The sequence below is a fragment of the Escherichia sp. E14V7 genome, from assembly GCF_004212225.1.
GTDB lineage: Bacteria > Pseudomonadota > Gammaproteobacteria > Enterobacterales > Enterobacteriaceae > Escherichia.
Window position 1 is genome coordinate 44,602 of record NZ_RHJJ01000011.1, and the last position, 25,629, is coordinate 70,230.

The following is a 25,629-nucleotide window of genomic DNA, read 5'->3' on the forward strand; positions in this document are numbered from 1 at the left end:
CACATTGTTAATTTTTGTGAATCAGCTCACCATATCGTTATCTCCTGGCGCTTATATTCACAACATCAAACAAAATATCACTTAAATTAACAAGGAGAGCAGATGAAGACGGGATCTGAGTTTCATGTCGGAATCGTTGGTTTGGGATCAATGGGAATGGGAGCGGCGCTGTCATGTGTCCGCGCAGGTCTTTCTACCTGGGGCGCAGACCTGAACAGCAATGCCTGCGCTACGTTGAAAGAGGCTGGTGCTTGCGGGGTTTCTGATAACGCCGCGACGTTTGCCGAAAAACTGGACGCTCTTCTGGTGCTGGTGGTCAATGCGGCCCAGGTTAAACAGGTGCTGTTTGGTGAAAAAGGTGTTGCACAACATCTGAAACCCGGTACGGCAGTAATGGTTTCTTCCACTATCGCCAGTGCTGATGCGCAAGAAATTGCTACCGCTTTAGCTGGGTTCAATCTGGAAATGCTGGATGCGCCGGTTTCTGGTGGTGCGGTAAAAGCTGCTAACGGTGAAATGACCGTCATGGCCTCCGGTAGCGATGTTGCCTTTGAACGCCTGGCTCCCGTGCTGGAAGCCGTTGCCGGAAAAGTTTATCGCATTGGCGCAGAACCGGGACTAGGTTCGACCGTAAAAATTATCCACCAGCTGTTAGCGGGCGTGCATATTGCGGCCGGAGCCGAAGCGATGGCGCTTGCTGCCCGTGCGGGAATCCCACTGGATGTAATGTATGACGTCGTGACCAATGCCGCCGGAAATTCCTGGATGTTCGAAAACCGGATGCGTCATGTGGTGGATGGCGATTACACCCCGCATTCAGCCGTCGATATTTTTGTTAAGGATCTTGGTCTGGTTGCCGATACCGCCAAAGCCCTGCACTTCCCGCTGCCATTGGCCTCAACAGCATTGAATATGTTCACCAGCGCCAGCAACGCGGGTTACGGGAAAGAAGACGATAGCGCAGTCATCAAGATTTTCTCTGGCATCACCCTACCGGGAGCGAAATCATGATCAAAATTGGCGTTATCGCCGATGATTTTACCGGCGCAACGGATATCGCCAGTTTTCTGGTGGAAAACGGTCTACCAACGGTACAAATCAACGGTGTTCCAACAGGTGAAATGCCGGAGGCAATCGACGCGCTGGTAATCAGTCTGAAAACGCGCTCCTGCCCGGTGGCTGAAGCCACACAGCAATCGCTGGCGGCTCTTCGCTGGTTGCAACTACACGGTTGCCGCCAGATTTATTTCAAATACTGCTCCACTTTCGACAGTACGGCGAAAGGTAATATCGGCCCGGTTACCGATGCATTAATGGATGCTCTCGACACGCCGTTTACGGTCTTCTCTCCGGCTCTGCCGGTCAACGGACGTACGGTTTATCAGGGGTATCTGTTCGTAATGAATCAACTGCTGGCCGAATCCGGGATGCGCCATCACCCGGTAAATCCCATGACCGACAGCTATCTTCCCCGTCTGGTTGAAGCGCAATCCACAGGGCGCTGCGGCGTCGTTTCGGCACATGTTTTCGAACAAGGTGTAGATGCCGTTCGTCAAGAGCTGGCTCGCTTACAGCAAGAGGGCTATCGCTACGCGGTGCTTGATGCGCTGACCGAACGCCATTTGGAAATTCAGGGAGAAGCTTTACGCGATGCCGCACTGGTAACGGGCGGTTCTGGCCTGGCGATTGGCCTCGCCCGGCAGTGGGCGCAAGGAAACGGTAGCCAGGCGCGCGAAGCAGGGCGCCCGCTCGCAGGGCGCGGCGTAGTGCTCTCCGGTTCATGCTCACAAATGACTAACCGCCAGGTGGCACATTACCGTCAAATTGCACCAGCTCATGAAGTTGATGTGGCACGTTGTCTCTCAACAGAAACTCTGGCTGCTTATGCACACGAACTGGCGGAATGGGTTCTGAGCCAAGAAAGTGAACTTGCTCCTCTGGTTTTTGCCACCGCCAGCACTGACGCACTGGCAGCAATTCAACAGCAATACGGTGCACAAAAAGCCAGTCAGGCAGTGGAGGCTCTTTTTTCTCAACTAGCGACGCGGTTAGCAGCGGAAGGCGTGACACGTTTTATTGTCGCAGGCGGTGAGACCTCCGGCGTAGTAACACAGAGCCTGGGCATAAAAGGGTTTCATATTGGCCCAACCATTTCCCCCGGCGTGCCGTGGGTAAACGCACTGGATAAGCCTGTCTCACTCGCCCTTAAATCCGGCAACTTCGGCGATGAGGTCTTTTTTTCACGAGCCCAAAGAGAGTTTTTACCATGAGCGATTTCGCAAAAGCAGAGCAGTCTTTGCGAGAGGAGATGACGCGGATTGCCAGTTCATTCTTTCAGCGCGGCTATGCCACCGGTTCGGCTGGCAATCTGTCTCTGCTTTTACCTGACGGGAATTTACTGGCGACGCCAACAGGCTCTTGCCTGGGCAATCTCGATCCGCAGCGACTTTCCAAAGTTACCGCTGATGGTGAATGGCTAAGTGGTGACAAACCCTCGAAAGAAGTGCTCTTTCATCTGGCGCTGTATCGCAACAATCCGCGCTGTAAAGCGGTGGTGCATTTGCACAGCACATGGTCGACGGCGCTTTCCTGCCTGCAAGGGCTGGACAGCAGCAACGTTATTCGTCCGTTCACACCATACGTGGTGATGCGGATGGGAAATGTCCCGCTGGTGCCCTATTACCGCCCGGGCGATAAACGCATCGCGCAGGATCTGGCGGAACTAGCAGCAGATAATCAGGCTTTTTTACTGGCAAATCATGGCCCAGTGGTTTGCGGTGAAAGCCTGCAAGAAGCCGCCAACAATATGGAAGAACTGGAGGAAACGGCAAAGCTGATTTTTATTCTCGGTGACCGCCCGATCCGTTATCTGACCGCAGGTGAAATTGCGGAATTAAGGAGTTAATGCAATGCCTCGTTTTGCAGCTAATTTATCCATGATGTTCACCGAAGTGCCTTTTATTGAACGCTTCGCCGCAGCGCGAAAAGCCGGGTTTGATGCTGTGGAATTTCTGTTTCCCTATGACTACTCCCCCCAGCAAATCCGGCAGCAACTGGCGCAAAATCATCTGACGCTGGCGCTGTTCAATACCGCTCCCGGAGATGTTAATGCGGGGGAATGGGGATTATCCGCCCTTCCCGGACGTGAGCACGAAGCACGCGCAGACATCGACCTGGCGCTGGAATATGCATTGGCGCTCAATTGTGAACAAGTCCATGTGATGGCAGGCGTCGTGCCCGCAGGCGAAGACGCTGAACGGTATCGGGCTGTTTTTATCGATAATCTCCGCTACGCTGCCGACCGCTTTGCGCCACACGGCAAGCGAATATTAGTTGAAGCACTCAGCCCCGGCGTTAAGCCTCATTATCTCTTCTCCAGCCAGTATCAGGCACTGGCTATTGTTGAAGAGGTTGCGCGAGATAACGTGTTTATTCAACTAGATACTTTTCATGCGCAAAAAGTAGATGGCAACCTGACGCATTTAATCCGCGACTACGCCGGGAAATATGCGCACGTACAAATTGCCGGACTACCTGATCGACATGAACCGGACGATGGAGAAATCAACTATCCGTGGCTGTTCCGCCTGTTCGATGAGGTGGGATATCAGGGCTGGATCGGTTGTGAATATAAACCTCGTGGCCTCACCGAAGAAGGGCTTGGCTGGTTTGACGACTGGCGCTAATTCGTTAAATCCCTAATTACAACGTACCCATACATCCCCCCATCTACGGATGGGGTAGGTTAACTATAACTTTCAGACAGGGTTTCCCATGTCCACAATTACATTGTTATGCATTGCGTTAGCTGGCGTAATCATGCTGTTGCTGCTGGTCATCAAGGCAAAGGTACAACCATTCGTTGCTCTGCTCCTCGTCAGCCTGTTAGTCGCACTTGCGGCGGGTATACCGGCGGGCGAAGTGGGTAAAGTGATGATCGCCGGGATGGGCGGTGTGCTTGGTTCCGTCACTATTATTATTGGTCTGGGCGCTATGCTGGGGCGTATGATCGAACACTCTGGTGGTGCAGAGTCACTGGCTAATTATTTCAGTCGCAAGTTAGGTGACAAACGAACTATCGCTGCGCTGACTCTGGCAGCGTTCTTCCTCGGTATTCCCGTCTTCTTTGATGTCGGCTTTATTATTCTTGCGCCAATCATTTACGGTTTTGCCAAGGTTGCCAAAATATCGCCACTCAAATTTGGCCTGCCTGTCGCTGGAATCATGCTAACTGTTCATGTGGCGGTACCGCCGCATCCAGGCCCTGTCGCCGCAGCGGGGTTACTCCACGCAGACATCGGCTGGCTAACCATCATCGGTATTGCGATTTCTATTCCCGTAGGGATTGTTGGCTACTTTGCAGCGAAAATAATCAATACGCGCCAATATGCGATGTCAGTAGAAGTACTTGAACAGATGCAACTGGCTCCGGCCAGTGAGGAAGGCGCAACAAAATTAAGCGATAAAATAAATCCACCGGGCGTCGCGCTGGTCACCTCGCTAATTGTTATTCCTATCGCGATTATCATGGCGGGTACGGTTTCCGCAACACTGATGCCGCCTTCGCATCCCCTGCTTGGTACGCTACAGCTGATCGGCTCACCAATGGTAGCTCTAATGATTGCGCTGGTGCTGGCATTCTGGTTATTGGCTTTACGTCGCGGCTGGAGCTTACAACACACCAGCGACATTATGGGCTCAGCCCTTCCCACTGCGGCGGTAGTGATTTTGGTTACTGGTGCTGGAGGGGTATTTGGCAAAGTGCTGGTGGAATCGGGCGTCGGCAAAGCCCTTGCCAATATGCTACAAATGATTGACCTGCCTCTGTTACCAGCCGCATTTATTATTTCACTGGCTCTGCGTGCATCGCAGGGGTCAGCAACCGTAGCAATCCTGACAACCGGCGGGTTACTCTCAGAAGCGGTGATGGGATTGAATCCGATTCAGTGCGTATTGGTGACGCTGGCAGCCTGCTTTGGTGGGCTTGGCGCGTCACATATTAATGACTCAGGGTTCTGGATTGTGACCAAATATCTTGGCTTGTCGGTAGCAGACGGTCTGAAAACCTGGACAGTGTTAACGACCATTCTCGGTTTTACCGGATTCTTAATTACCTGGTGCGTATGGGCGGTAATTTGACCTTAATAAAAAGGTCCGATGGGCATCGGACCTTTTTATTTAGCGCTTATCTTCCGCCAGCAGCGGCGGAATGCTCGGCACCATCGGCGCGTCATCAATATCTTTTTGCGTCATACGGAACGCCTCCGGATAATGTTCACGGCTGGTGCGGCGTAGCGGTTCGGTATCGCGCCAGGTATAAAGGCAATGCTGGCACTGGTAAACCGTCCAGACATCTTTCACCGGCGATTTCGCCATCACTTCAATCTGTTCATCGGCACAACGTGGACAAATCATCTTCTTCTCCTTATTTACGTGCGGCCAGCATAGCAGTCAGTTTTTCAGCCCAGGCTTTGGTTTCCGGTAAATCCACCACCGGCTGGCTGTAGTGACCACGGTTGTCCGGGGCGACAGGCGTGGTGGCGTCGATAATCAGCTTGTCGGTGATCCCCGCCGGGCTTGAGCCTGGGTCGAGTTCCAGCACGGACATATTCGGCAACTGCACCAGGTCGCCCGCCGGGTTCACTTTCGAGGAGAGCGCCCACATCACCTGCGGCAGGTTGAACGGGTCAACGTCTTCATCGACCATAATCACCATCTTCACATAGCCCAGACCGTGCGGCGTGGTCATCGCACGCAGGCCCACCGCGCGGGCAAAGCCGCCGTAGCGTTTTTTGGTGGAGATAATCGCCAGCAGGCCGTGGGTGTACATGGCGTTTACCGCCTGTACTTCCGGGAACTCAGCTTTCAGTTGCTGATACAGCGGCACACAGGTGGCTGGCCCCATCAGGTAGTCGATTTCGGTCCACGGCATACCGAGATAGAGCGATTCGAAAATCGGTTTCGTGCGGTAAGAGACTTTATCGATGCGCACCACGGTCATGTTGCGCCCGCCGGAGTAGTGGCCGGTAAACTCACCGAACGGCCCCTCGATTTCGCGTTTGCGGCTTTCGATAACCCCTTCGAGGATTACTTCCGAGCCCCACGGCACATCAAAACCGGTCAGCGGGGCGGTAGCGATCGGGTATGGGCTTTCGCGCAGTGCGCCCGCCATTTCGTACTCAGACTGATCGTATTTCAGCGGTGTAGCGCCCATCAGCGTGATGATCGGATCGTTACCAAGGGTGATGGCTATCGGCAAATCTTCTCCACGCTCTTCCGCTTTATGCAGATGCAGGGCGATATCGTGCATTGGCACCGGTTGCAGGCCGAGCTTACGCTTGCCCTTCACTTCCATACGGTAGATGCCGACATTCTGCTTGCCGAAGTTATCCGGGTCGAGCGGATCGCGGGAAACCACGCAGGCTTTATCGAGATAGATACCGCCATCGCCATCGTTCAGGCGAAACAGCGGCAGAATATCGAACAGGTTAATCTCTTCGCCATCGACAGTGTTCTGCGCCCAGGCTGGATTTGCGCGGCTCTCCGGGGCAATCGGGAAGTTATCCCAGCGGCGGATAAACTCATCAATCTGTTTTTTAACCGGCGTGTTCGGCGGCAGGCCGAGGGAAATCGCGTGGTTCTGCCAGGACCCAATGGTGTTCATCGCCACTCGCGCATCGGTAAAGCCGCGAATATTATCAAACCACAGCGCGGGTGCGCCGTCGCCGATACGCCCGGTGGCGTTGGCAGCAGCGGCCAGATCTGGCTCGGCGTTAACCTCTTCACTGATTTTCAGCAATTGTCCCTGGTCGTCGAGCGCCTGTAAAAAGCTGCGTAAATCATCAAAAGCCATTATTCATTCTCCTGAGAAAAACTCCCGGACTGCGGCAATCCTTGCCAGCGCCTGGCTTGAGGATGTTCGAGGCCAAACTGATCCATCACGCGGGCAACCACGTGGTGGACAATGTCATCTACCGTTTCGGGATGGTTATAGAAGGCAGGCATGGGCGGTATCATCGCCACGCCCATACGGGAAAGCGCGAGCATATTTTCAAGGTGGATAGTACTGAGCGGCATTTCACGCGGCACCAGCACCAGCTTGCGCCCTTCTTTGAGAACAACATCAGCAGCGCGCCCCACCAGCCCATCGGCATAGCCAGCACGGATACCAGCCAGCGTCTTCATGCTGCACGGAATAACGATCATGCCATCGGTACGAAAGGAACCTGAGGAGATAGTCGCCGCCTGATCCGCCGGGTTATGGCAATAGTCTGCCAGGGCAGCGACATCGTGGACGCTGTAGGGCGTTTCCAGTTCAATGGTAGTTTTCGCCCACTTCGACATCACAAGATGTGTTTCAACACCGGGTATCTTCTTTAGTGCTTGCAGTAATGCCACACCAAGAGGCGCACCTGTAGCCCCAGTCATCCCGACGATCAGTCTCATTTTTTATTCCCTTAATTGTTCGTACACGAACGTTATTATTAACATACCCTTCTATTCACGTAGCGGCAAGTGCGGAAAAGTAACAACATCTTCTTCGTCACTAAAAAACCGCTATGATAACGGCAGAGAATTAGCCCGGAGTTTACATGGCGTTACGAAATAAAGCGTTCCATCAGTTACGACAGCTTTTTCAGCAACACACGTCTCGCTGGCAGCATGAGTTACCTGATCTGACCAAACCGCAGTACGCGGTAATGCGCGCTATTGCTGAACACCCCGGTATAGAGCAGGTTGCGCTGATAGAAGCAGCTGTCAGCACGAAGGCAACGCTGGCGGAAATGTTGGCAAGAATGGAAAATCGTGGCCTGGTCAGACGAGAGCATGACACCATCGATAAGCGACGGCGCTTTGTCTGGCTGACTGCCGAAGGAGAAAAGGTACTTGCTGCGGCGATACCGATTGGTGACGGCGTGGATGAAGAATTTTTGGGGCGTTTGAGTAGAGATGAGCAGGAGCTGTTTGTGCAGTTGGTACGCAAGATGATGAACACATAGGGTGCAAATTGCCGGATGCGACGCTATCGCGTCTTATCCAGCCTACAAACACACCGACTCACCAACCAAAAGAAAAAAGGCCAGCCTCGCTTGAGACTGGCCTTTCTGACAGATGCTTACTTACTCGCGGAACAGCGCTTCGATATTCAGCCCCTGCGTTTGCAGGATTTCGCGCAGACGGCGCAGGCCTTCAACCTGAATCTGGCGAACACGTTCACGGGTGAGGCCAATTTCACGACCTACATCTTCCAGTGTTGCCGCTTCGTACCCCAGCAAACCGAATCGACGTGCCAGCACTTCACGCTGCTTGGCGTTCAGTTCGAACAGCCATTTGACGATGCTTTGTTTCATATCGTCATCTTGCGTGGTGTCTTCCGGACCGTTCTCTTTTTCATCGGCCAGGATATCCAGCAACGCTTTTTCGGAATCACCACCCAGCGGGGTGTCTACCGAGGTAATGCGCTCGTTAAGACGAAGCATACGGCTGACGTCATCAACTGGCTTATCCAGTTGCTCTGCGATCTCTTCCGCACTCGGTTCGTGGTCCAGCTTATGGGACAACTCACGTGCGGTTCGCAGGTAAACGTTCAGCTCCTTTACGATGTGAATCGGCAAACGAATAGTACGGGTTTGGTTCATAATGGCCCGTTCGATCGTCTGGCGAATCCACCAGGTTGCGTAAGTTGAGAAGCGGAAACCACGTTCCGGGTCAAACTTCTCAACCGCGCGGATCAGCCCCAGGTTACCCTCTTCGATAAGGTCCAGCAGCGCCAGACCACGATTGCCATAACGGCGGGCAATTTTTACCACCAGACGCAAGTTACTCTCGATCATCCGGCGGCGAGAGGCGACATCACCACGCAGTGCGCGACGCGCAAAATAAACTTCTTCTTCGGCCGTTAACAGTGGCGAATAACCAATCTCACCAAGATAAAGCTGAGTCGCGTCCAGCACACGCTGTGTTGCGCCCTGCGATAACAGCTCCTCTTCGGCCAAATCGTTATCACTGGGTTCCTCTTCAACTAAGGCCTTTTCGTCAAAAACCTCAACTCCATTCTCATCAAATTCCGCGTCTTCATTTAAATCATGAACTTTCAGCGTATTCTGACTCATAAGGTGGCTCCTACCCGTGATCCCTTGACGGAACATTCAAGCAAAAGCCTGGTTCCGCCGATTTATCGCTGCGGCAAATAACGCAGCGGGTTTACGGATTTCCCCTTGTAACGAATTTCAAAATGCAAGCGTGTTGAACTGGTTCCGGTGCTACCCATGGTCGCTATTTTTTGCCCCGCCTTAACTTCTTGTTGTTCCCGGACCAGCATTGTGTCGTTATGGGCGTAGGCACTCAGGTAATCATCATTATGTTTGATGATAATCAGATTACCGTAGCCACGCAGCGCATTACCGGCATAAACAACGCGGCCATCTGCGGTCGCGATAATTGCCTGTCCTTTGCTACCTGCGATATCAATCCCCTTGTTGCCTCCCTCAGAAGCACCAAAGGTTTCAATCACTTTGCCCTCAGTCGGCCAGCGCCAGGTGGAGATCGGCGTACTGGTTGTTGTACTGCTGACAGTTGGCTCGGTTGTGCTTGCTGTTGGTACCGTTACAGGCGCTGTGACCGTGGTCGCAGTTGGCTTGTTGTTCGGCAACATTTTGTTAGCACTCTGTTCACCCGAAGACTCAGAATACGTAATTGTCGGTTGCGACGCAACAGCAACGGTGGAATTTTGTGCAGGCTTGATCACAACTCCTTGCTCTGCTGCATCGGCCTGGGTAATGGCATTTCCGCCAGTGATTGGCGTACCGGAAGCATTCCCCACCTGTAAGGTCTGACCTACGTTCAGAGCGTAAGGCGCCTGAATATTGTTGCGTTGGGCAAGGTCACGGAAATCGTTGCCGGTAATCCAGGCGATATAGAAAAGCGTGTCGCCTTTTTTCACGGTGTAAGTACTGCCGCTATAACTGCCTTTCGGAATATTTCCGTACTGACGGTTATAGACAATGCGTCCGTTTTCCATTTGCACAGGTTGTTGGGCAACAGGCTGTACCGGTTGGATTTGCGGCTGTTGAGCCGATTGAATTTGTGGCTGTTGTACCGGCTGAATTTGCGGTTGCTGCGTTGTAGACGTCGTCCCCATCTTCGGTGGCGGCGTAATCAACATACCAGAATTGGTATTTGCAGGTGCATTGCCATTGACGGAGCTGACAGGTGCCGGTGGATTTGAAGTGTCAGAACAGCCAGCCAACCATAGCGAAACCAGTGACAAAGCCGCAATACGGCGAACGGTGAATTTTGGGCTTCCCGCGCTCATTTATCCCCCAGGAAAAAAATTGGTTAATAACCAGTGACATAATTACCGTGCAAGGCACTCTACTGAACACTGGAAAAGATGTTCACGATACGCTGACCTGCTGCAAAATAACCAGGAAAATTCCAGGTATTTTCCTCACGCGCTAAGCCAGCTCCCCCTTTACTAAGGGAACAAAGCGCACAGCCTCCACGGTGTCGATAATAAATTCGCCTCCCCGACGACGCACCCGCTTTAAATACTGGTGCTCTTCCCCTACGGGTAAGACGAGAATGCCGCCTTCGTCCAGTTGCGTCATTAACGCTGTCGGAATTTCGGGCGGTGCAGCCGTTACAATGATAGCGTCAAACGGCGCACGTGCTTGCCAACCTTGCCATCCATCGCCGTGACGGGTTGAAACATTGTGTAAATCAAGATTTTTCAGACGCCTGCGCGCCTGCCACTGCAACCCTTTAATCCGCTCGACCGAGCATACATGCTGGACAAGATGTGCCAGAATTGCTGTTTGATATCCTGAACCAGTGCCGATCTCCAGCACTCGCGACTGCGGCGTCAGTTCAAGTAATTCAGTCATTCGCGCCACCATATACGGCTGCGAAATTGTCTGCCCCTGACCTATCGGCAATGCGATATTGTCCCAGGCTTTTTGTTCAAACGCTTCATCGATGAATTTTTCACGCGGCACGGCAGCAAGTGCATTAAGCACCTGCTCATCCTGAATACCTTGCGCACGTAATTGATCCAGAAGTGCTTGTACGCGTCTGCTTACCATTGCGTGCCAACTCCCACGCTGTTTAACCAGTCTGAAACCACATCTTGCGCGTTGTGCGCGGTTAAATCCACATGCAGCGGCGTGATGGAGACGTAGCCTTCATCTACCGCAGCAAAATCGGTCCCCGGACCGGCATCACACTTACCGCCCGGCGGGCCAATCCAGTACAGCGTATTACCGCGCGGATCCTGCTGCGGAATCACTTGATCTGCCGGATGTCGTGTACCGCAGCGAGTCACGCGGATACCTTTAATCTGATCCAGCGGTAAATCAGGTACGTTGATATTGAGAATACGTCCGGTACGCAGCGGCTCTTTACACAGTGCACGCAAAATGGAACAGGTGACCGCTGCAGCAGTGTCGTAATGTTTATGCCCGTCAAGTGAAACGGCCAGTGCCGGAAAGCCTAAATGACGGCCTTCCATCGCGGCGGCTACCGTGCCGGAATAAATAACATCATCACCCAGATTCGGCCCGGCGTTAATACCCGAAACCACAATATCCGGGCGCGGACGCATCAGAGCATTCACGCCAAGATAGACACAATCGGTCGGGGTTCCCATTTGCACGGCGATATCACCATTTTCAAAGGTAAACGTGCGCAGGGAGGATTCCAGCGTCAGAGAATTTGAAGCGCCGCTGCGATTACGATCGGGGGCGACCACCTGAACGTCAGCAAACTCACGCAGAGCTTTCGCCAGCGTTTGTATACCGGGCGCATGTACCCCGTCATCATTACTCAGCAATATGCGCATAATCACCTGTTGTGTTGATAAGTTCCCTGACAACGCTGGTTGCAAAGCTTCCTGCCGGAAGCCAGAAACGGATTTCGACGGTGACGTCATCCCACCAGTTCCAGCTTAATTGTTGCGGATATAACAGCATCGCTCTGCGCGCCGCCTCAACTTTTTCGCGCACCAGTAAGGCTTGTAATTCAGTTTCTTCGGCGACAGCTGCTTGTTCGAATGCCAGCGCCTCACGCTGGGTTCCCCATTCGCCGCTACCCGGCATTGCAGCTGTAATTAACAGCTCTTTATCGTTCACGCGACGCTGTAATTCCGCCAGTTCTTCGTTAGTGGCAACAAACCAGCTGCCGCGCCCGGCTAATTGTAGCGCATCACCGTCAACAACCTGATTAACTTCTGCTTTTTTGAGACGCTCAGCAACAATCTGATTAAACAACGCACTACGAGCTGCCGACAACCAAAAACTACGCTTATTGCGATCGCGCACCGGAGTATTGGTTTGCGCCCAGCGCAACGCGCCCTGCAAATTACTACCACCAATACCAAAACGTTGCGCGCCAAAGTAATTCGGTACACCTTTCACGCAAATATCGATCAGTCGCTGTTCTACGTCATCACGATTGCTCACTTCTCGCAGCACCAGGGTAAAGGCATTGCCTTTCAGCGCCCCTAAACGCAGTTTACGTTTGTGGCGCGCATACTCCAGTACCTGGCAGCCTTCCAGTTGAAACGCGCTCAGATCAGGCATCTCTTTGCCCGGTACCCGAGCGCATAACCACTGTTCCGTAACGGCATGTTTGTCTTTCTGCCCAGCGAAGCTGACTTCACGGGCATGAATTTTCAGGAATTTCGCCAGTGCGTCGGCCACAAAACGGGTATTGCAACCGTTTTTGAGGATTCGCACCAGGATATGCTCACCTTCACCATCAGGCTCAAAGCCTAAATCTTCCACCACCACAAAGTCTTCCGGGTTGGCTTTCAGCAGCCCGGTTCCTTGCGGTTTGCCGTGGAGGTAAGTGAGATTATCAAATTCAATCATTTTGTTGCCTTAATGAGTAGCGCCACCGCTTCACAGGCAATCCCTTCCCCACGTCCGGTAAATCCGAGTTTTTCCGTAGTAGTGGCTTTCACGTTAACATCATCCATATGGCAGCCGAGATCTTCGGCAATAAACACGCGCATTTGTGGAATATGTGGCAGCATCTTCGGTGCCTGAGCGATGATAGTGACATCGACGTTGCCGAGGGTATAGCCCTTCGCCTGAATGCGTCGCCAGGCTTCGCGTAGCAGCTCGCGGCTGTCAGCGCCTTTAAATGCCGGATCTGTATCCGGGAATAGCTTGCCAATATCCCCCAGCGCCGCTGCACCAAGTAATGCATCGGTCAGCGCGTGCAGCGCCACGTCGCCATCAGAATGTGCCAGCAGCCCTTTTTCATAAGGGATGCGCACGCCACCAATGATAATTGGGCCTTCGCCGCCAAAGGCGTGAACATCAAAACCGTGTCCAATTCGCATTATGTATTCTCCTGATGGATGGTTCGGGTGAGGTAAAATTCGGCAAGCGCCAAATCTTCCGGGCGCGTGACTTTAATGTTATCCGCTCGGCCTTCGACAAGCTGCGGATGAAAACCGCAGTATTCCAGCGCTGAGGCTTCGTCAGTAATGGTAGCGCCTTCATTTAAAGCGCGTGTCAGGCAGTCATGTAACAGCTCACGAGGGAAAAATTGCGGCGTAAGCGCGTGCCATAAGCCGTTGCGATCAACGGTATGAGCAATGGCATTTTTGCCTGGCTCGGCGCGTTTCATCGTATCGCGCACCGGCGCGGCGAGGATCCCTCCCGTGCGGCTGGTTTCGCTCAACGCCAACAGACGCGCGAGGTCATCCTGATGCAGACAAGGGCGAGCGGCGTCATGCACCAGTACCCACTGCACATCGCCAGCGGCTTTCAGACCTGCCAGCACGGAATTAGCACGCTCTTCACCACCATCAACAACGGTGATTTGCGGATGATTCGCCAGAGGAAGTTGAGCAAAGCGGTTATCGCCAGGGCTTATTGCAATGACGACACGCGTCACCCGGGGATGCGCCAGCAGCGCATGCACCGAGTGTTCAAGAATGGATTGATTACCGATTGAGAGATATTGCTTAGGACATTCCGTTTGCATTCGGCGGCCAAATCCGGCCGCCGGAACCACGGCGCAAACATCCAAATGAGTGGTTGCCATGTTAATTCCTGGGCTGATTTATCGATTGTTTTGCCCCGCAGACTGCGCGCGCTTCGACGCGTCAGGCACCAGACGATAAAAAGTTTCGCCCGGCCTGGTCATGCTGAGTTCATTACGCGCACGCTCTTCGAGCGCCTCCTGGCCGCCATTGAGATCGTCAATTTCGGCAAAAAGCTGATCGTTTCGCGCTTTAAGTTTCGCGTTTGTAGCTTGCTGTGCCGCCACATCATCATTGACGCGGGTATAGTCATGTATACCGTTCTTACCGAACCACAGCGAATACTGTAGCCAGACCAGAATAGCCAGCAACAGCAGCGTTAGTTTACCCATCCTGCCCCCTGAAAAACGGCATCCTCATCCCATGCATCCGAAGACGACTCTACATCCTCTGTTGGGGATACCGCGACAACGCGGGCAAATGTACCACATTTGTCCACTGTTACGTATACCCAGGGCGCGCAGAACATAATCTCATTATTGGTTACGGTTTGAATTATGGACAGAATGAACAGGAAAGAACAGATTAGCCCAACAACCACATAAACAGTGCACCAAACATAATGCCAACGGTGATAAAAGTGAAAACAATACTGTAGCGTAATTTCCCGTCCATCAAGGAATGCAGCGCAATACCTACCACCACCGCAACAGGCATCAGCGCCAGAAAGAAAGGCCAGGTGTAGATAAAGAAAAACAGCGTGTTAGAGCCATAAATCAACATCGGAATCGCCAGTGCACACAGCCAGGACACAAAACCGACCACGGCCCCTGGTAGCGACCATGTGGTTTCTTCATCCTCGGTAAGGCTATCACTATTTGTTAGTGTAATGTTATGGCTATTACGCATATCAGATCCTGTTACTTTGACGAACCGGGCATGAAAACCCGGTGGTGTCTCAGGATCTGATAATATCGTTCTGTCTCAGTAGATCTAATAATTGCTGAACCAAATTTGTTACTAATTGTTCACCATTGAGATGAATTTCTGCCGATTCAGGCGCTTCGTAAACGGAATCTATTCCGGTAAAGTTACGCAGTTCACCAGCGCGTGCTTTTTTATATAAGCCTTTTGGATCGCGAGACTCACAAATCGCCAGCGGCGTATCGACAAACACTTCGATAAACCGCCCTTCTCCTACGCGTTCGCGAACCATCTGCCGTTCGGCGCGGTGTGGTGAGATAAACGCCGTCAGCACCACCAGTCCGGCTTCGACCATTAAATTCGCCACCTCACCGACCCGACGGATATTTTCTTTGCGATCGGCATCGCTAAAACCGAGATCGCTGCATAAACCGTGGCGGACATTGTCGCCATCCAGTAAATATGTACTGACGCCAAGTTTATGTAACGCCTCCTCCAGCGCCCCCGCGACCGTTGATTTACCGGAACCAGAGAGGCCGGTAAACCACAGCACAACACCTCGATGACCGTGGTGGTGCTCGCGTTGTTGTGCAGTAACCGGATGGCTATGCCAGACGACGTTTTCGTCATGCAGCGCCATCATTTACCTCCCAGTAAATCGCGCGCTCCCCAGTGAGGGAAGTGGCGGCGTACTAACGCATTCAGCTCCAGCTCGAATGCGCTAAATTCCGACGGCGCAACGGCGGCCTCGTTTTTCGGCTCATGCACCATACCGGCACCAACAGTCACGTTGCTCAGGCGATCGATAAAAATCAGCCCACCCGTCACCGGATTTTGTTGATAACGATCTAACACCAGCGGCTCGTCAAAGGTGAGATCCACGAGGCCGATCCCATTCAGTGGCAGGTTTTCAACTTCGCGTTGGGTAAGGTTATTAATATCAACCTGATAGTGAATACCATCAACGCGGGCGCGCGTCTTCTTACCGGCGATTTTGATGTCGTAACTCTGCCCAGGGGAAAGCGGTTGCTCCGCCATCCATACCACATCAACTGACGCGCTCTGCACTGCCGGTAACGCTTCATCTGCTGTCAGCAGCAGATCGCCACGGCTGATATCGATCTCGTCCGTCAGCACCAGGGTGATCGCTTCTCCAGCAAAAGCTTCTTCGCGATCGCCATCAAAAGTGACGATCCGCGCGATGCTTGACTCCACACCAGAGGGCAGCACTTTGACACGTTGCCCGACTTGCACGCTGCCGGAAGCCAGCGTTCCGGCGTAGCCACGAAAATCGAGATTAGGGCGGTTAACGTACTGAACCGGGAAGCGCATCGGCTGGGCATCAACCACTCGCTGAATCTCCACGGTTTCCAGCACTTCAAGTAATGTTGGGCCGCTGTACCACGGCATTCTTTCACTTTGCGAAGCTACATTGTCGCCTTCCAGCGCAGAGAGCGGCACAAAGCGAATATCCAGATTGCCCGGCAATTGTTCGGCAAAAGTCAGGTAGTCTTCACGAATGCGGGTGAATGTCTCTTCACTGTAATCCACCAGATCCATTTTGTTGATCGCTACGACCAGATGTTTGATCCCCAACAGCGTGGAGATAAAACTGTGACGACGGGTTTGATCGAGCACGCCTTTACGGGCGTCGATCAATAAGATCGCCAGCTCACACGTTGACGCGCCAGTCGCCATATTGCGGGTGTACTGCTCGTGCCCAGGGGTATCGGCGATAATAAATTTACGCTTCTCGGTGGAGAAATAGCGATAAGCCACATCGATTGTGATGCCCTGTTCGCGTTCCGCTTGCAGGCCGTCCACCAGCAGCGCCAGATCCAGTTTTTCGCCCTGGGTGCCGTGACGTTTACTGTCGTTATGCAGCGATGAGAGCTGATCTTCGTAGATTTGGCGGGTATCGTGCAGCAGGCGACCAATCAGGGTACTTTTGCCGTCATCGACGCTACCACAGGTCAGAAAACGCAGCAGGCTTTTATGTTGTTGCGCAATCATCCAGGCTTCGACGCCGCCTTCATTGGCGATTTGTTGTGCAAGTGCGGTGTTCATCTTAAAAATACCCCTGACGTTTTTTCAGCTCCATAGAGCCTGCCTGGTCGCGGTCAATCACGCGCCCCTGACGTTCACTGGTGGTGGAAACCAGCATCTCTTCGATGATCTCCGGCAGCGTTTGTGCATTTGACTCCACCGCACCGGTCAGCGGCCAGCAGCCCAGCGTGCGGAAGCGAACCATCCGTTTTTTAATCACTTCACCCGGTTGCAGGTCGATACGGTCGTCATCAATCATCATCAACATACCGTCGCGTTCCAGAACCGGACGTTCCGCAGCGAGATACAGCGGAACAATGTCGATATTTTCCAGCCAGATGTATTGCCAGATATCCTGCTCGGTCCAGTTAGAGAGCGGGAAGACGCGGATACTTTCGCCTTTGTTGATCTGCCCGTTATAGTTGTGCCACAACTCCGGACGCTGGTTTTTCGGATCCCAGCGATGAAATCGGTCACGGAAAGAGTAGATTCGTTCTTTGGCGCGGGACTTCTCTTCATCGCGACGTGCGCCACCAAAAGCGGCATCAAAACCGTATTTATTCAGTGCCTGTTTCAAACCTTCGGTTTTCATAATGTCGGTATGTTTGGCGCTGCCGTGCACGAACGGGTTAATCCCCATCGCCACGCCTTCCGGGTTTTTATGCACCAGCAGCTCGCAGCCGTAAGCTTTAGCCGTACGATCGCGGAACTCATACATCTCGCGGAATTTCCAGCCGGTATCGACATGCAGCAGTGGGAACGGCAGCGTACCTGGATAAAACGCCTTGCGCGCCAGATGCAGCATGACGCTGGAATCTTTACCGATAGAGTAGAGCATCACCGGATTTGAGAATTCTGCCGCCACCTCGCGAATGATGTGGATGCTTTCCGCCTCCAGTTGCCGCAGGTGGGTAAGTCGTTTTTGATCCATAACCGTTCCTTTGCAATACCGCTATTTTCTTGCCATCAGATGTTTCGACTATAGGGAGCCCAGGAGAACGAATGAAATTACCAATTGGAATGAGTAGTTCCTTAACGGAATAACGCTTTGGCAAAGCAAATATCAAAAAGTGCTTAAGCTACCGAATTTCGGGCGTTTAGGAAGATTTGAAATTGTTTTAACGCAGCGGCAGTTTCATACTATGGCGGTAAAAATTTTGCATGGTATTTAAGGACTCACTATGTTTTCCGCATTGCGCCACCGTACCGCTGCCCTGGCGCTCGGCGTATGCTTTATTCTCCCCGTTCACGCCTCATCACCTAAACCTGGTGATTTTGCCAATACACAGGCGCGACATATTGCCACTTTCTTTCCGGGACGAATGACCGGAACACCCGCAGAAATGTTATCTGCCGATTATATTCGGCAACAGTTTCAGCAAATGGGTTACCGCAGTGATATTCGAACATTTAATAGCCGATATATTTATACCGCACGCGATAACCGTAAAAACTGGCACAACGTGACGGGAAGTACGGTGATTGCCGCTCATGAAGGCAAAGCGCCGCAGCAGATCATCATTATGGCGCATCTGGATACCTATGCCCCGCAGAGCGACGCAGATGCAGATGCCAATCTCGGCGGGCTGACGTTACAAGGAATGGATGATAATGCCGCAGGTTTAGGTGTCATGCTGGAGCTGGCTGAACGCCTGAAAGATATTCCGACTGAGTATGGGATTCGTTTTATTGCCACCAGTGGTGAAGAGGAAGGGAAATTAGGCGCTGAGAATTTACTCAAGCGCATGAGTGATACCGAAAAGAAAAATACTTTATTGGTGATTAACCTCGATAATCTGATTGTTGGCGATAAGCTGTATTTCAACAGTGGCGTAAAAACACCTGAAGCAGTAAGGAAATTAACGCGCGACCGGGCGCTGGCAATTGCCCGCAGTCATGGAATTGCCGCCACCACAAATCCAGGTTTGAATAAAAACTATCCGAAAGGCACTGGGTGTTGTAATGACGCAGAAATATTCGACAAAGCGGGCATTGCTGTACTTTCGGTGGAAGCGACAAACTGGAATCTTGGGAATAAGGATGGTTATCAGCAACGAGCAAAAACAGCCGCATTCCCTGCAGGAAATAGCTGGCATGACGTAAGACTGGATAATCAACAGCATATAGATAAGGCACTTCCTGGAAGAATAGAACGCCGCTGCCGTGATGTTATGCGGATAATGCTACCGTTGGTGAAGGAGCTGGCGAAGGCGTCTTGATGGGGTTGAAAATGGGGGTTGGGAGTTCCCCAATGAACGTTGGCGCGTTCGGTTTATTCCTGCTGACGCGGGGAACACTGATTGTGTACACAGTGACCAGCAGAGGTATCCGGTTTATCCCCGCTGGCGCGGGGAACACTTTACCCGCAGCCATCAACCTGTGCGCCAGGATAAGCGCCGCTTCCGTTTTACCTGCACCAGTTACATCTTCCAGAATAAATAATTGCGGCCCGGGCTGGCTGATATCCAGATCCAGCACCTTTTGCTGTAACGGTGTCGGGTGCTCAATAAAAGGAAACAGCGTATTAATTCCGGTGAAAGGTGCAGTTTCCGCTTTTGGAGGAAAGACGGTTAATGCGTTTTGAGCCTGAACTAAAGTTTTCTGCCAGTAATCTTCAATATCCATAGCACGTGCGACGCGTGGAAAAAACCGCGTTGACGATCCCGTCCAGTCTGCGAGTACGACGGTTGCAGAGATATACCAGGAAATGTGTTTTATAAGTTCAATGCCCTCGTCATCATCCCAGAATTCTGGGATCTCGATGAGCGGAAACAGTGCCTTGATTTCAAGGAAAAAATCTCGTGCGGCAGCTTTGTCTTCAGGCAGAAAATTATCGAGTTCATCAATACGATCAGGGGGCCGACCATGATGCCCTGTCGTCACGGGCATCCACATTTCTATCACTCGCCTAAGTTTGCGCGGAGAGAGTGAAGAGGCAGGAAGCAACTCCTGACATTCACTTAAATAATAATTCCACAACCAGTAGCCCAGCGTTGAATGAGAGCTCTTTTCGTAATTCTTTCTTGCGCCTTCCGGAACCTTGAGTTGTGGGTGCAGGTAAAGTTGCTGAAATGAGCGGGCAAATTTTCCAGTATCGTGCCAGCACAACAACCAGGCGAAAAATTGTGCTGCCTGCTCCGTGTCAGCGAAACCTAATTGACGAAAATAGTCAGCCAGCCCGAAGCAGTTGCTTTTAACCATTAAATAGCCATTGCGGCTACATCCAGCGAATGCCAGCAAAGAAGGTGATAGTCGTCACCACCCTCTTTTTCGCCACGTCGGGTTTTTCCCCAGAAATCAAAGAAAGTCACAATGTTTTTATCCTTCAGTAAAACTTAAAGGATATTTACGCATATATTAAAAATTATCTGTGATATATATCGTTCAATAAAATATCTGCATTATGAATAATTAAATGACTTTCATCCGTAATATATATGAATAATAAATACAGGCATAATATTCACATAAACAATATAAATTAAAAAAGGGTGCAGGAGACCAAACCATCACAATTCAGTACGCGGGGTTTTACCCCCGCGTGGTGGCTACTTCTTCGATTCGTAAGCGAGAACAGCCTTAAACTCCATACCACGTTCTCTGATACTCAACTCACACAACGAGTCGCCTACCATCAGCGTGAATCCCAGTACTGTACAACACAGTACGATGATTGCCGCAAGGGCATATTTTGTCAGCATGTCTTGCCTCCCTGCAAAGAAGAGACTAACATTCGAATTGTTGGGTTCGAACGTAAGCCTCAGGTTGATAGAAATATCGCCTGGGGCTTTTGTCCATCTGGAACCTCGCGAATGCTTAACGCCAGACAGCCTCAAGCACCCAACGCCATTCTATACCTGTTAATTCTTCCAGCGACGTTCACGTTTAAAATCAGGAATGCTGCTCGCAAAATAAAAACGCCCCCATCATTTCTGACAGAGGCGTTTATTTTATCCGGCAATATTTACCCTTCGTGTAATCCACATTCCCTTTTTAAGCCAAAGAAACGCGTTTCTTCTTCCGCCATGCCGGGTTCCCATTTACGGGTTGTATGGGTATCTCCCACCGATAAATATCCTTCGTCCCATAATGGGTGATATTTCAGGCCATGTTTTTGCAGGTACTGATAAATTGTTCGGTTATCCCAGTCGATAATCGGCAGCACTTTAAATACGCCACGCTGAATTGCCAGCACCGGTAAATTGGCACGGCTGCCTGATTGTTCACGGCGCAGGCCAGCAAACCACGTTTGCGCATTCAGTTCTTTCAGCGCCCGGTTCATCGGTTCGACTTTGTTGATGTCATTGTATTTTTCAATGCCTTCAACGCCCTGCTCCCACAGTTTGCCGTAGCGTGCTTCCTGCCAGGCGGCGCTTTCGGTAGCGCGGTAAACTTTCAGGTTGAGCTTGAGTTTGTCCGTTAACTCGTCAATAAAGCGGTAAGTTTCCGGGAACAAGTAACCCGTATCAGTGAGGATCACCGGAATATCCGGGCGAATCAGATTCACCAGATGCAGGCTCACCGCCGCCTGAATGCCGAAGCTGGAAGAAAGCACATATTCACCGGGCAGATTATCCAGCGCCCAGGCAACGCGGCCTTCAGCGTCCAGTTTTTCCAGTTCGGCGTTAGTTTCCGCCAGCGCCAGAATCCGGTCTACCTTTGGCAGTTCGTTCAGGGCGTTTAGATCGAGTTTGGACATAAGTTCCTCACTGTTTGCCTTGCCTGATGCGACGCTTATGCGTCTTATCAGGCCTACAAGACCGGGCTGAACCGTAGGCCGGATAAGGCGTTTACGCCGCATCCGGCAAAGGTGCCAATTTGCCTGATGCGACGCTAACGCGTCTTATCAGGCCTACAAAACCGGGCTGAACCGTAGGCCGGATAAGGCGTTCACCGCATCCGGCAAAGGTGCCAACTTGCCTGATGCGACGCTGTCGCGTCTTATCAGACCTACAAGACCGGGCTGATGGTTAATCCCACAGATCCCGCGCCGGGTCGAGCACCGGGCGAATGATGCCCGCACGCACCGTAAAGTCGCCGAAGCCTTCACCCGCTTCACGCTCTTTCGCCCAGCGCCCTATTAGTTCATCAAGCGACGCCAGGATTTCCGGCTCGGTGATGTTTTCTTTATACATCCGTGGGATACGTGTCCCCATGCGGTTGCCGCCAAGATGCAGGTTGTAGCGACCCGGCGCTTTACCTACCAGACCCACTTCCGCCAGCATCGCGCGACCACAACCGTTCGGGCAGCCTGTTACACGCATTACAATATGCTCATCGCTGACACCATGTTTCGCCATTAAATTATCGATGTTGTCGATAAAAGACGGCAGGAAACGCTCCGCTTCCGCCATCGCCAGCGGGCAAGTCGGGAATGACACGCAGGCCATTGAGTTTTCACGCTGCGGCGTGACGGCATTCATCAACCCGCTCTCTTTGGCGATCTTCTCGATCTTCGCTTTCTCGCTTTCCGGCACACCGGCGATGATCAGATTCTGGTTCGCCGTAATGCGGAAATCGCCTTTGTGGATCTTCGCGATCTCCAGCAGGCCGGTTTTCAGCGGACGCCCCGGATAATCGAGAATGCGGCCATTTTCGATAAACAGCGTCAGGTGCCATTTATCGTCGATCCCTTTTACCCAGCCGATGCGATCGCCACGTCCGGTAAATTCATACGGGCGGATCGGTTCAAATTTGATCCCCGCGCGGCGTTCAACTTCCGCCTTAAACGTCTCAACACCCACGCGCTCCAGCGTGTATTTGGTTTTCGCGTTTTTGCGGTCGGTACGGTTGCCCCAGTCGCGCTGGGTCGTGACCACCGCTTCCGCTACCGCCAGCGTATGCTCCAGCGGCAGATAACCAAATTCGCTCGCGGTGCGGGCGTAGGTTTTCTTGTTACCATGCTCGATGGAAAGCCCACCGCCCACCAGCAGGTTGAAGCCCACCAGTTTACCGTTTTCCGCTATCGCCACGAAGTTCATGTCGTTGGCGTGCAGATCGATATCGTTCTGCGGCGGGATCACTACCGTGGTTTTGAACTTACGCGGCAGATAGGTCTGACCGAGGATCGGTTCTTCATCAGTGGTGGCGACTTTCTCCTGATCGAGCCAGATCTCCGCATAGGCGCGGGTGCGCGGCAGCAGATGCTCAGAGATCTTCTTCGCCCACTCGTACGCTTCTGCGTGCAGTTGCGACTCATACGGGTTCGAGGTGCACAACACGTTACGGTTCATGTCGTTGGCGGTGGCTAACGCATCCAGACCGACCGAGTGCAGCATCTGGTGCGCAGGTTTGACGTTCTTTTTCAGAATACCGTGGAACTGAAACGTCTGACGGTTGGTCAGGCGGATGCTACCGTAAATGGTGTTTTCCACCGCAAATTTGTCGATCGCCTGCCACTGTTTGGTGGTGATAATACCGCCAGGCAAACGGCAGCGCAGCATCATGGCGTGGCGCGGTTCCAGCTTCTGCTCAGCACGTTCAGCGCGGATGTCACGGTCATCCTGCTGATACATACCGTGGAAACGGATCAGCAGGAAGTTATCGCCCTTAAACCCACCGGTCAGGCCGTCATTTAAATCTTCAGCAATCGTGCCGCGCAGATAGTTGCTTTCAAGCTTCATGCGCTCGGCGTCTGCCAGTTTACCTTCGACCACTAAAGGCCCTGGATGTTTTTCGCTCATTAGTAGACATCTCGCTGATAACGGCGCTCTACGCGCAGCTCACTTAAAAATTCATCCGCCGCTTCGGTGTCCATGCCACCAAATTCGGCAATCACTTCCAGAAGTGCCTGTTCAACGTCTTTCGCCATGCGATTAGCGTCGCCGCAGACATAAATGTGGGCACCGTCATTGATCCAGCGCCACAGCTCCGCGCCCTGTTCGCGCAGTTTGTCTTGTACGTAAACTTTTTCTTTTTGATCGCGCGACCAGGCGAGATCGATGCGCGTCAGCACGCCTTCTTTCACGTAACGCTGCCATTCCACCTGGTAGAGGAAATCTTCCGTAAAGTGTGGGTTGCCGAAGAAAAGCCAGTTTTTGCCCGGCGCTTCGTCGGCAGCACGTTGCTGCATAAAGGCGCGGAACGGCGCAATACCTGTACCTGGGCCAATCATAATCACCGGGGTTTCCGGGTTAGCAGGCAGGCGGAAGTTGTCGTTATGTTCGATAAAGACGCGGACTTCGCCCTCTTCTTCCACGCGGTCCGCGAGGAAGCTGGAGGCACCACCGGCACGGGCGCGGCCTTCCACGTCGTAACGCACCACGCCAACGGTGACGTGTACTTCGTTCTCGACTTCAGCCTGCGAGGAGGCGATGGAATACAGGCGCGGGGTCAGCGGGCGCAGCAGGTTAATCAGCGCTTCGGCATCCAGCTGTGCCGGAGAGAAACGCACCATGTCGACAAACGGCGTGGTCGCGGCGTAATGCTGCAACTTCGCTTTATCGCCCACCAGCGGCAGCAGCATTTCGCTGCGCGTTAAGGTAGCGTAGTTCTCAACGATATTGGCGGTGTTGACGGTCAGTTCGAAGTGCCACTGTAGCGCCTCGTTCAGAGGCAAAGTTTTGCCCTCAACGGTGACAGGTTCATCGCCTTTCAGCCACAGCAGTTCGGCAAGTTCTTTCACCAGTGCCGGATCGTTCTGATACCAGACGCCCAGCGCATCGCCCGGCTGGTAACGCAGGCCCGAGTCACCTAAGTCAATTTCGATATGGCGAACGTCTTTTTCAGAGTTACGTCCGGTAATTTTCTGGTTAACCAAAAGGCTCGCCACCAGTGGCGCGTCTTTGCTGTACGGGCTGGTGTGGATATCATTTACCGCGCCAGTAGCGACGGATTGTGAAGGTGCTGCGACAGGCGCGCGCGATTTAAGCGCATCAACCACGCGGGCGCGCCACTCGCTGGCAGCGGCCTGGTATTCAACGTCGGCATCGACACGGTCGAGCAGGCGTTCACCGCCCAGTTCCGCCAGCTTGCTGTCAAAATCTTTCCCGGACTGGCAGAAAAATTCATAAGAGCTATCGCCGAGGCTAAACACGGCAAATGCGGTGTTTTCCAGCTTCGGCGCTTTTTTGGAGAACAGAAACTTATGCAGCGCGACGGCTTCTTCCGGCGGTTCCCCTTCTCCTTGCGTTGACGTCACTACGATGAGCAGTTTTTCGCTGGCGATTTGTTTGAATTTATAGTCGCCCGCGTTCACCAGCTTAACGTTCAGTTTTACCGCTAATAAGTCATCGCGTAACGCTTCGGCGACCCGACGCGCATTGCCGGTTTGCGAAGCGGAGATAATAGTAATACCCGGCATTTCTGCGGCGGGCGCTGGCGTCGCTGCAAGCGTAGCAGGCTGCTGATTGAGCACGCCCCAGAAATAGCCAGAAACCCAGGCAAGCTGGGCGGGCGTTAAATCGGTAGTGGCCGCCTGAAGGCGTGCCAGTTGCTCCGGGTTCAACGGAAGCAACGCGGAAGGTGGGACCTGTGTCGTCATGCGTCGTTATGTTCCAGTAAGCAAAGCTGTTTATCGGCCCTGTCAGCGCCCATAAAACAGAAGAGAAGGTAAGGTTAACGGCGCAAAGGGGGTGGATTAAAGACGGGATAGCGATAACTAATAACCAAATCGACTAACCTGTTTTAGCAATAGTCTTTAACAACAAAATAGATTTATTAACTCA

26 protein-coding genes and 1 pseudogene are annotated in these 25,629 nt (G+C 52.5%); 7 read left to right on the plus strand and 20 right to left on the minus strand.

Annotated elements, in window-relative coordinates:
• Positions 1-102 precede the first annotated feature (102 nt).
• The 5 genes from ltnD to D9741_RS13265 all read left to right on the plus strand — a co-directional run bounded on the left by ltnD (position 103) and on the right by D9741_RS13265 (position 5,139).
• Positions 103-1,011 (plus strand): L-threonate dehydrogenase, encoded by a 909-nt coding sequence (gene ltnD / locus D9741_RS13245; RefSeq protein WP_130214469.1) that lies wholly within the window; start codon positions 103-105, stop codon positions 1,009-1,011.
• A complete protein-coding gene (otnK, locus tag D9741_RS13250; RefSeq protein ID WP_130214471.1) occupies positions 1,008-2,270 on the plus strand; it encodes a 3-oxo-tetronate kinase in 1,263 nt (420 codons plus the stop codon). Before ltnD ends, otnK begins: the two co-directional genes overlap by 4 nt.
• The gene (locus tag D9741_RS13255; RefSeq protein ID WP_130214473.1) at positions 2,267-2,905 is read left to right on the plus strand and encodes an aldolase; all 639 of its coding nucleotides are present in this window, start codon (positions 2,267-2,269) and stop codon (positions 2,903-2,905) included. The genes otnK and D9741_RS13255 overlap by 4 nt, the downstream gene beginning before the upstream one ends.
• Positions 2,906-2,909: 4 nt before the next feature.
• Positions 2,910-3,686: an HPr family phosphocarrier protein gene (locus tag D9741_RS13260; protein WP_130214475.1), complete on the plus strand. Its 777-nt coding sequence runs from the start codon at positions 2,910-2,912 to the stop codon at positions 3,684-3,686.
• A gap of 88 nt (positions 3,687-3,774) precedes the next feature.
• Positions 3,775-5,139, plus strand: coding sequence for a GntP family transporter (locus D9741_RS13265; RefSeq protein WP_000104439.1), 1,365 nt, complete (start codon positions 3,775-3,777; stop codon positions 5,137-5,139).
• A gap of 39 nt (positions 5,140-5,178) precedes the next feature.
• On the opposite strand, the gene D9741_RS13270 is transcribed toward D9741_RS13265, so the two are convergent.
• The 3 genes from D9741_RS13270 to D9741_RS13280 are packed head-to-tail and all read right to left on the minus strand — an operon-like array spanning position 5,179 to position 7,446.
• Positions 5,179-5,415, minus strand: a complete 237-nt coding sequence (locus D9741_RS13270; protein WP_015963262.1) for a non-oxidative hydroxyarylic acid decarboxylases subunit D — start codon at positions 5,413-5,415, stop codon at positions 5,179-5,181.
• A 10-nt stretch (positions 5,416-5,425) separates the two neighbouring features.
• The gene (locus D9741_RS13275; RefSeq protein ID WP_130214476.1) at positions 5,426-6,853 is read right to left on the minus strand and encodes a non-oxidative hydroxyarylic acid decarboxylases subunit C; all 1,428 of its coding nucleotides are present in this window, start codon (positions 6,851-6,853) and stop codon (positions 5,426-5,428) included.
• On the minus strand, positions 6,853-7,446 hold the full coding sequence (locus tag D9741_RS13280; RefSeq protein ID WP_130214478.1) for a non-oxidative hydroxyarylic acid decarboxylases subunit B: 594 nt from the start codon (positions 7,444-7,446) through the stop codon (positions 6,853-6,855). The genes D9741_RS13275 and D9741_RS13280 overlap by 1 nt, the downstream gene beginning before the upstream one ends.
• Positions 7,447-7,592: 146 nt before the next feature.
• On the opposite strand from D9741_RS13280, the gene D9741_RS13285 reads away from it, so the two are divergent.
• Positions 7,593-8,000, plus strand: coding sequence for a MarR family transcriptional regulator (locus D9741_RS13285; RefSeq protein WP_130214480.1), 408 nt, complete (start codon positions 7,593-7,595; stop codon positions 7,998-8,000).
• Between the two features lie 120 nt (positions 8,001-8,120).
• Here the strand turns inward: D9741_RS13285 and rpoS are convergent, their stop codons facing one another.
• The 12 genes from rpoS to cysD all read right to left on the minus strand — a co-directional run bounded on the left by rpoS (position 8,121) and on the right by cysD (position 17,894).
• Positions 8,121-9,113 carry an RNA polymerase sigma factor RpoS gene (gene rpoS / locus D9741_RS13290; protein ID WP_000081550.1) on the minus strand — a complete coding sequence of 331 codons (993 nt, stop codon included), beginning with the start codon at positions 9,111-9,113 and terminating at the stop codon, positions 8,121-8,123.
• 62 nt (positions 9,114-9,175) lie between these two features.
• Entirely contained in the window at positions 9,176-10,264 is a 1,089-nt protein-coding gene (gene nlpD, locus D9741_RS13295; RefSeq protein WP_240725533.1) for a murein hydrolase activator NlpD, read from the minus strand.
• Positions 10,265-10,457: 193 nt separating this feature from the next.
• On the minus strand, positions 10,458-11,084 hold the full coding sequence (gene pcm, locus D9741_RS13300) for a protein-L-isoaspartate O-methyltransferase (RefSeq protein ID WP_000254703.1): 627 nt from the start codon (positions 11,082-11,084) through the stop codon (positions 10,458-10,460).
• On the minus strand, positions 11,078-11,839 hold the full coding sequence (gene surE, locus D9741_RS13305) for a 5'/3'-nucleotidase SurE (protein ID WP_001516955.1): 762 nt from the start codon (positions 11,837-11,839) through the stop codon (positions 11,078-11,080). The genes pcm and surE overlap by 7 nt, the downstream gene beginning before the upstream one ends.
• Positions 11,820-12,869 carry a tRNA pseudouridine(13) synthase TruD gene (gene truD, locus D9741_RS13310; RefSeq protein WP_130214484.1) on the minus strand — a complete coding sequence of 350 codons (1,050 nt, stop codon included), beginning with the start codon at positions 12,867-12,869 and terminating at the stop codon, positions 11,820-11,822. The genes surE and truD overlap by 20 nt, the downstream gene beginning before the upstream one ends.
• Positions 12,866-13,345, minus strand: a complete 480-nt coding sequence (gene ispF / locus D9741_RS13315; RefSeq protein ID WP_001219242.1) for a 2-C-methyl-D-erythritol 2,4-cyclodiphosphate synthase — start codon at positions 13,343-13,345, stop codon at positions 12,866-12,868. The genes truD and ispF overlap by 4 nt, the downstream gene beginning before the upstream one ends.
• Complete coding sequence (ispD, locus tag D9741_RS13320; protein WP_130214486.1) at positions 13,345-14,055, minus strand: 2-C-methyl-D-erythritol 4-phosphate cytidylyltransferase; 711 nt, start codon at positions 14,053-14,055, stop codon at positions 13,345-13,347. Before ispD ends, ispF begins: the two co-directional genes overlap by 1 nt.
• An 18-nt stretch (positions 14,056-14,073) precedes the next feature.
• A complete protein-coding gene (gene ftsB / locus D9741_RS13325) occupies positions 14,074-14,385 on the minus strand; it encodes a cell division protein FtsB (protein ID WP_000517476.1) in 312 nt (103 codons plus the stop codon).
• A 193-nt stretch (positions 14,386-14,578) separates the two neighbouring features.
• Positions 14,579-14,902, minus strand: a complete 324-nt coding sequence (locus D9741_RS13330; protein ID WP_064528120.1) for a DUF3561 family protein — start codon at positions 14,900-14,902, stop codon at positions 14,579-14,581.
• Between the two features lie 49 nt (positions 14,903-14,951).
• The gene (cysC, locus tag D9741_RS13335; protein WP_130208047.1) at positions 14,952-15,557 is read right to left on the minus strand and encodes an adenylyl-sulfate kinase; all 606 of its coding nucleotides are present in this window, start codon (positions 15,555-15,557) and stop codon (positions 14,952-14,954) included.
• A complete protein-coding gene (cysN, locus tag D9741_RS13340) occupies positions 15,557-16,984 on the minus strand; it encodes a sulfate adenylyltransferase subunit CysN (protein WP_130214488.1) in 1,428 nt (475 codons plus the stop codon). The genes cysC and cysN overlap by 1 nt, the downstream gene beginning before the upstream one ends.
• A gap of 1 nt (position 16,985) precedes the next feature.
• The gene (gene cysD, locus D9741_RS13345) at positions 16,986-17,894 is read right to left on the minus strand and encodes a sulfate adenylyltransferase subunit CysD (protein ID WP_130214490.1); all 909 of its coding nucleotides are present in this window, start codon (positions 17,892-17,894) and stop codon (positions 16,986-16,988) included.
• A gap of 250 nt (positions 17,895-18,144) precedes the next feature.
• Between cysD and iap the strand changes: the two genes are divergently transcribed.
• The gene (gene iap, locus D9741_RS13350; protein WP_130214491.1) at positions 18,145-19,182 is read left to right on the plus strand and encodes an alkaline phosphatase isozyme conversion aminopeptidase; all 1,038 of its coding nucleotides are present in this window, start codon (positions 18,145-18,147) and stop codon (positions 19,180-19,182) included.
• Positions 19,183-19,327: 145 nt separating this feature from the next.
• Here iap and D9741_RS13355 read toward each other — a convergent pair.
• The 5 genes and pseudogenes from D9741_RS13355 to cysJ all read right to left on the minus strand — a co-directional run.
• Positions 19,328-20,317: pseudogene (locus D9741_RS13355) on the minus strand (CRISPR-associated endonuclease Cas3''); the annotation flags it as partial.
• 194 nt (positions 20,318-20,511) lie between these two features.
• Positions 20,512-20,664: a Hok/Gef family protein gene (locus D9741_RS13360; RefSeq protein WP_130214493.1), complete on the minus strand. Its 153-nt coding sequence runs from the start codon at positions 20,662-20,664 to the stop codon at positions 20,512-20,514.
• Between the two features lie 263 nt (positions 20,665-20,927).
• Positions 20,928-21,662: a phosphoadenosine phosphosulfate reductase gene (cysH, locus tag D9741_RS13370; RefSeq protein WP_130214495.1), complete on the minus strand. Its 735-nt coding sequence runs from the start codon at positions 21,660-21,662 to the stop codon at positions 20,928-20,930.
• 271 nt (positions 21,663-21,933) lie between these two features.
• Complete coding sequence (gene cysI / locus D9741_RS13375; protein WP_130214497.1) at positions 21,934-23,646, minus strand: assimilatory sulfite reductase (NADPH) hemoprotein subunit; 1,713 nt, start codon at positions 23,644-23,646, stop codon at positions 21,934-21,936.
• Complete coding sequence (gene cysJ, locus D9741_RS13380) at positions 23,646-25,445, minus strand: NADPH-dependent assimilatory sulfite reductase flavoprotein subunit (protein WP_130214499.1); 1,800 nt, start codon at positions 25,443-25,445, stop codon at positions 23,646-23,648. The genes cysI and cysJ overlap by 1 nt, the downstream gene beginning before the upstream one ends.
• Positions 25,446-25,629 lie beyond the last annotated feature (184 nt).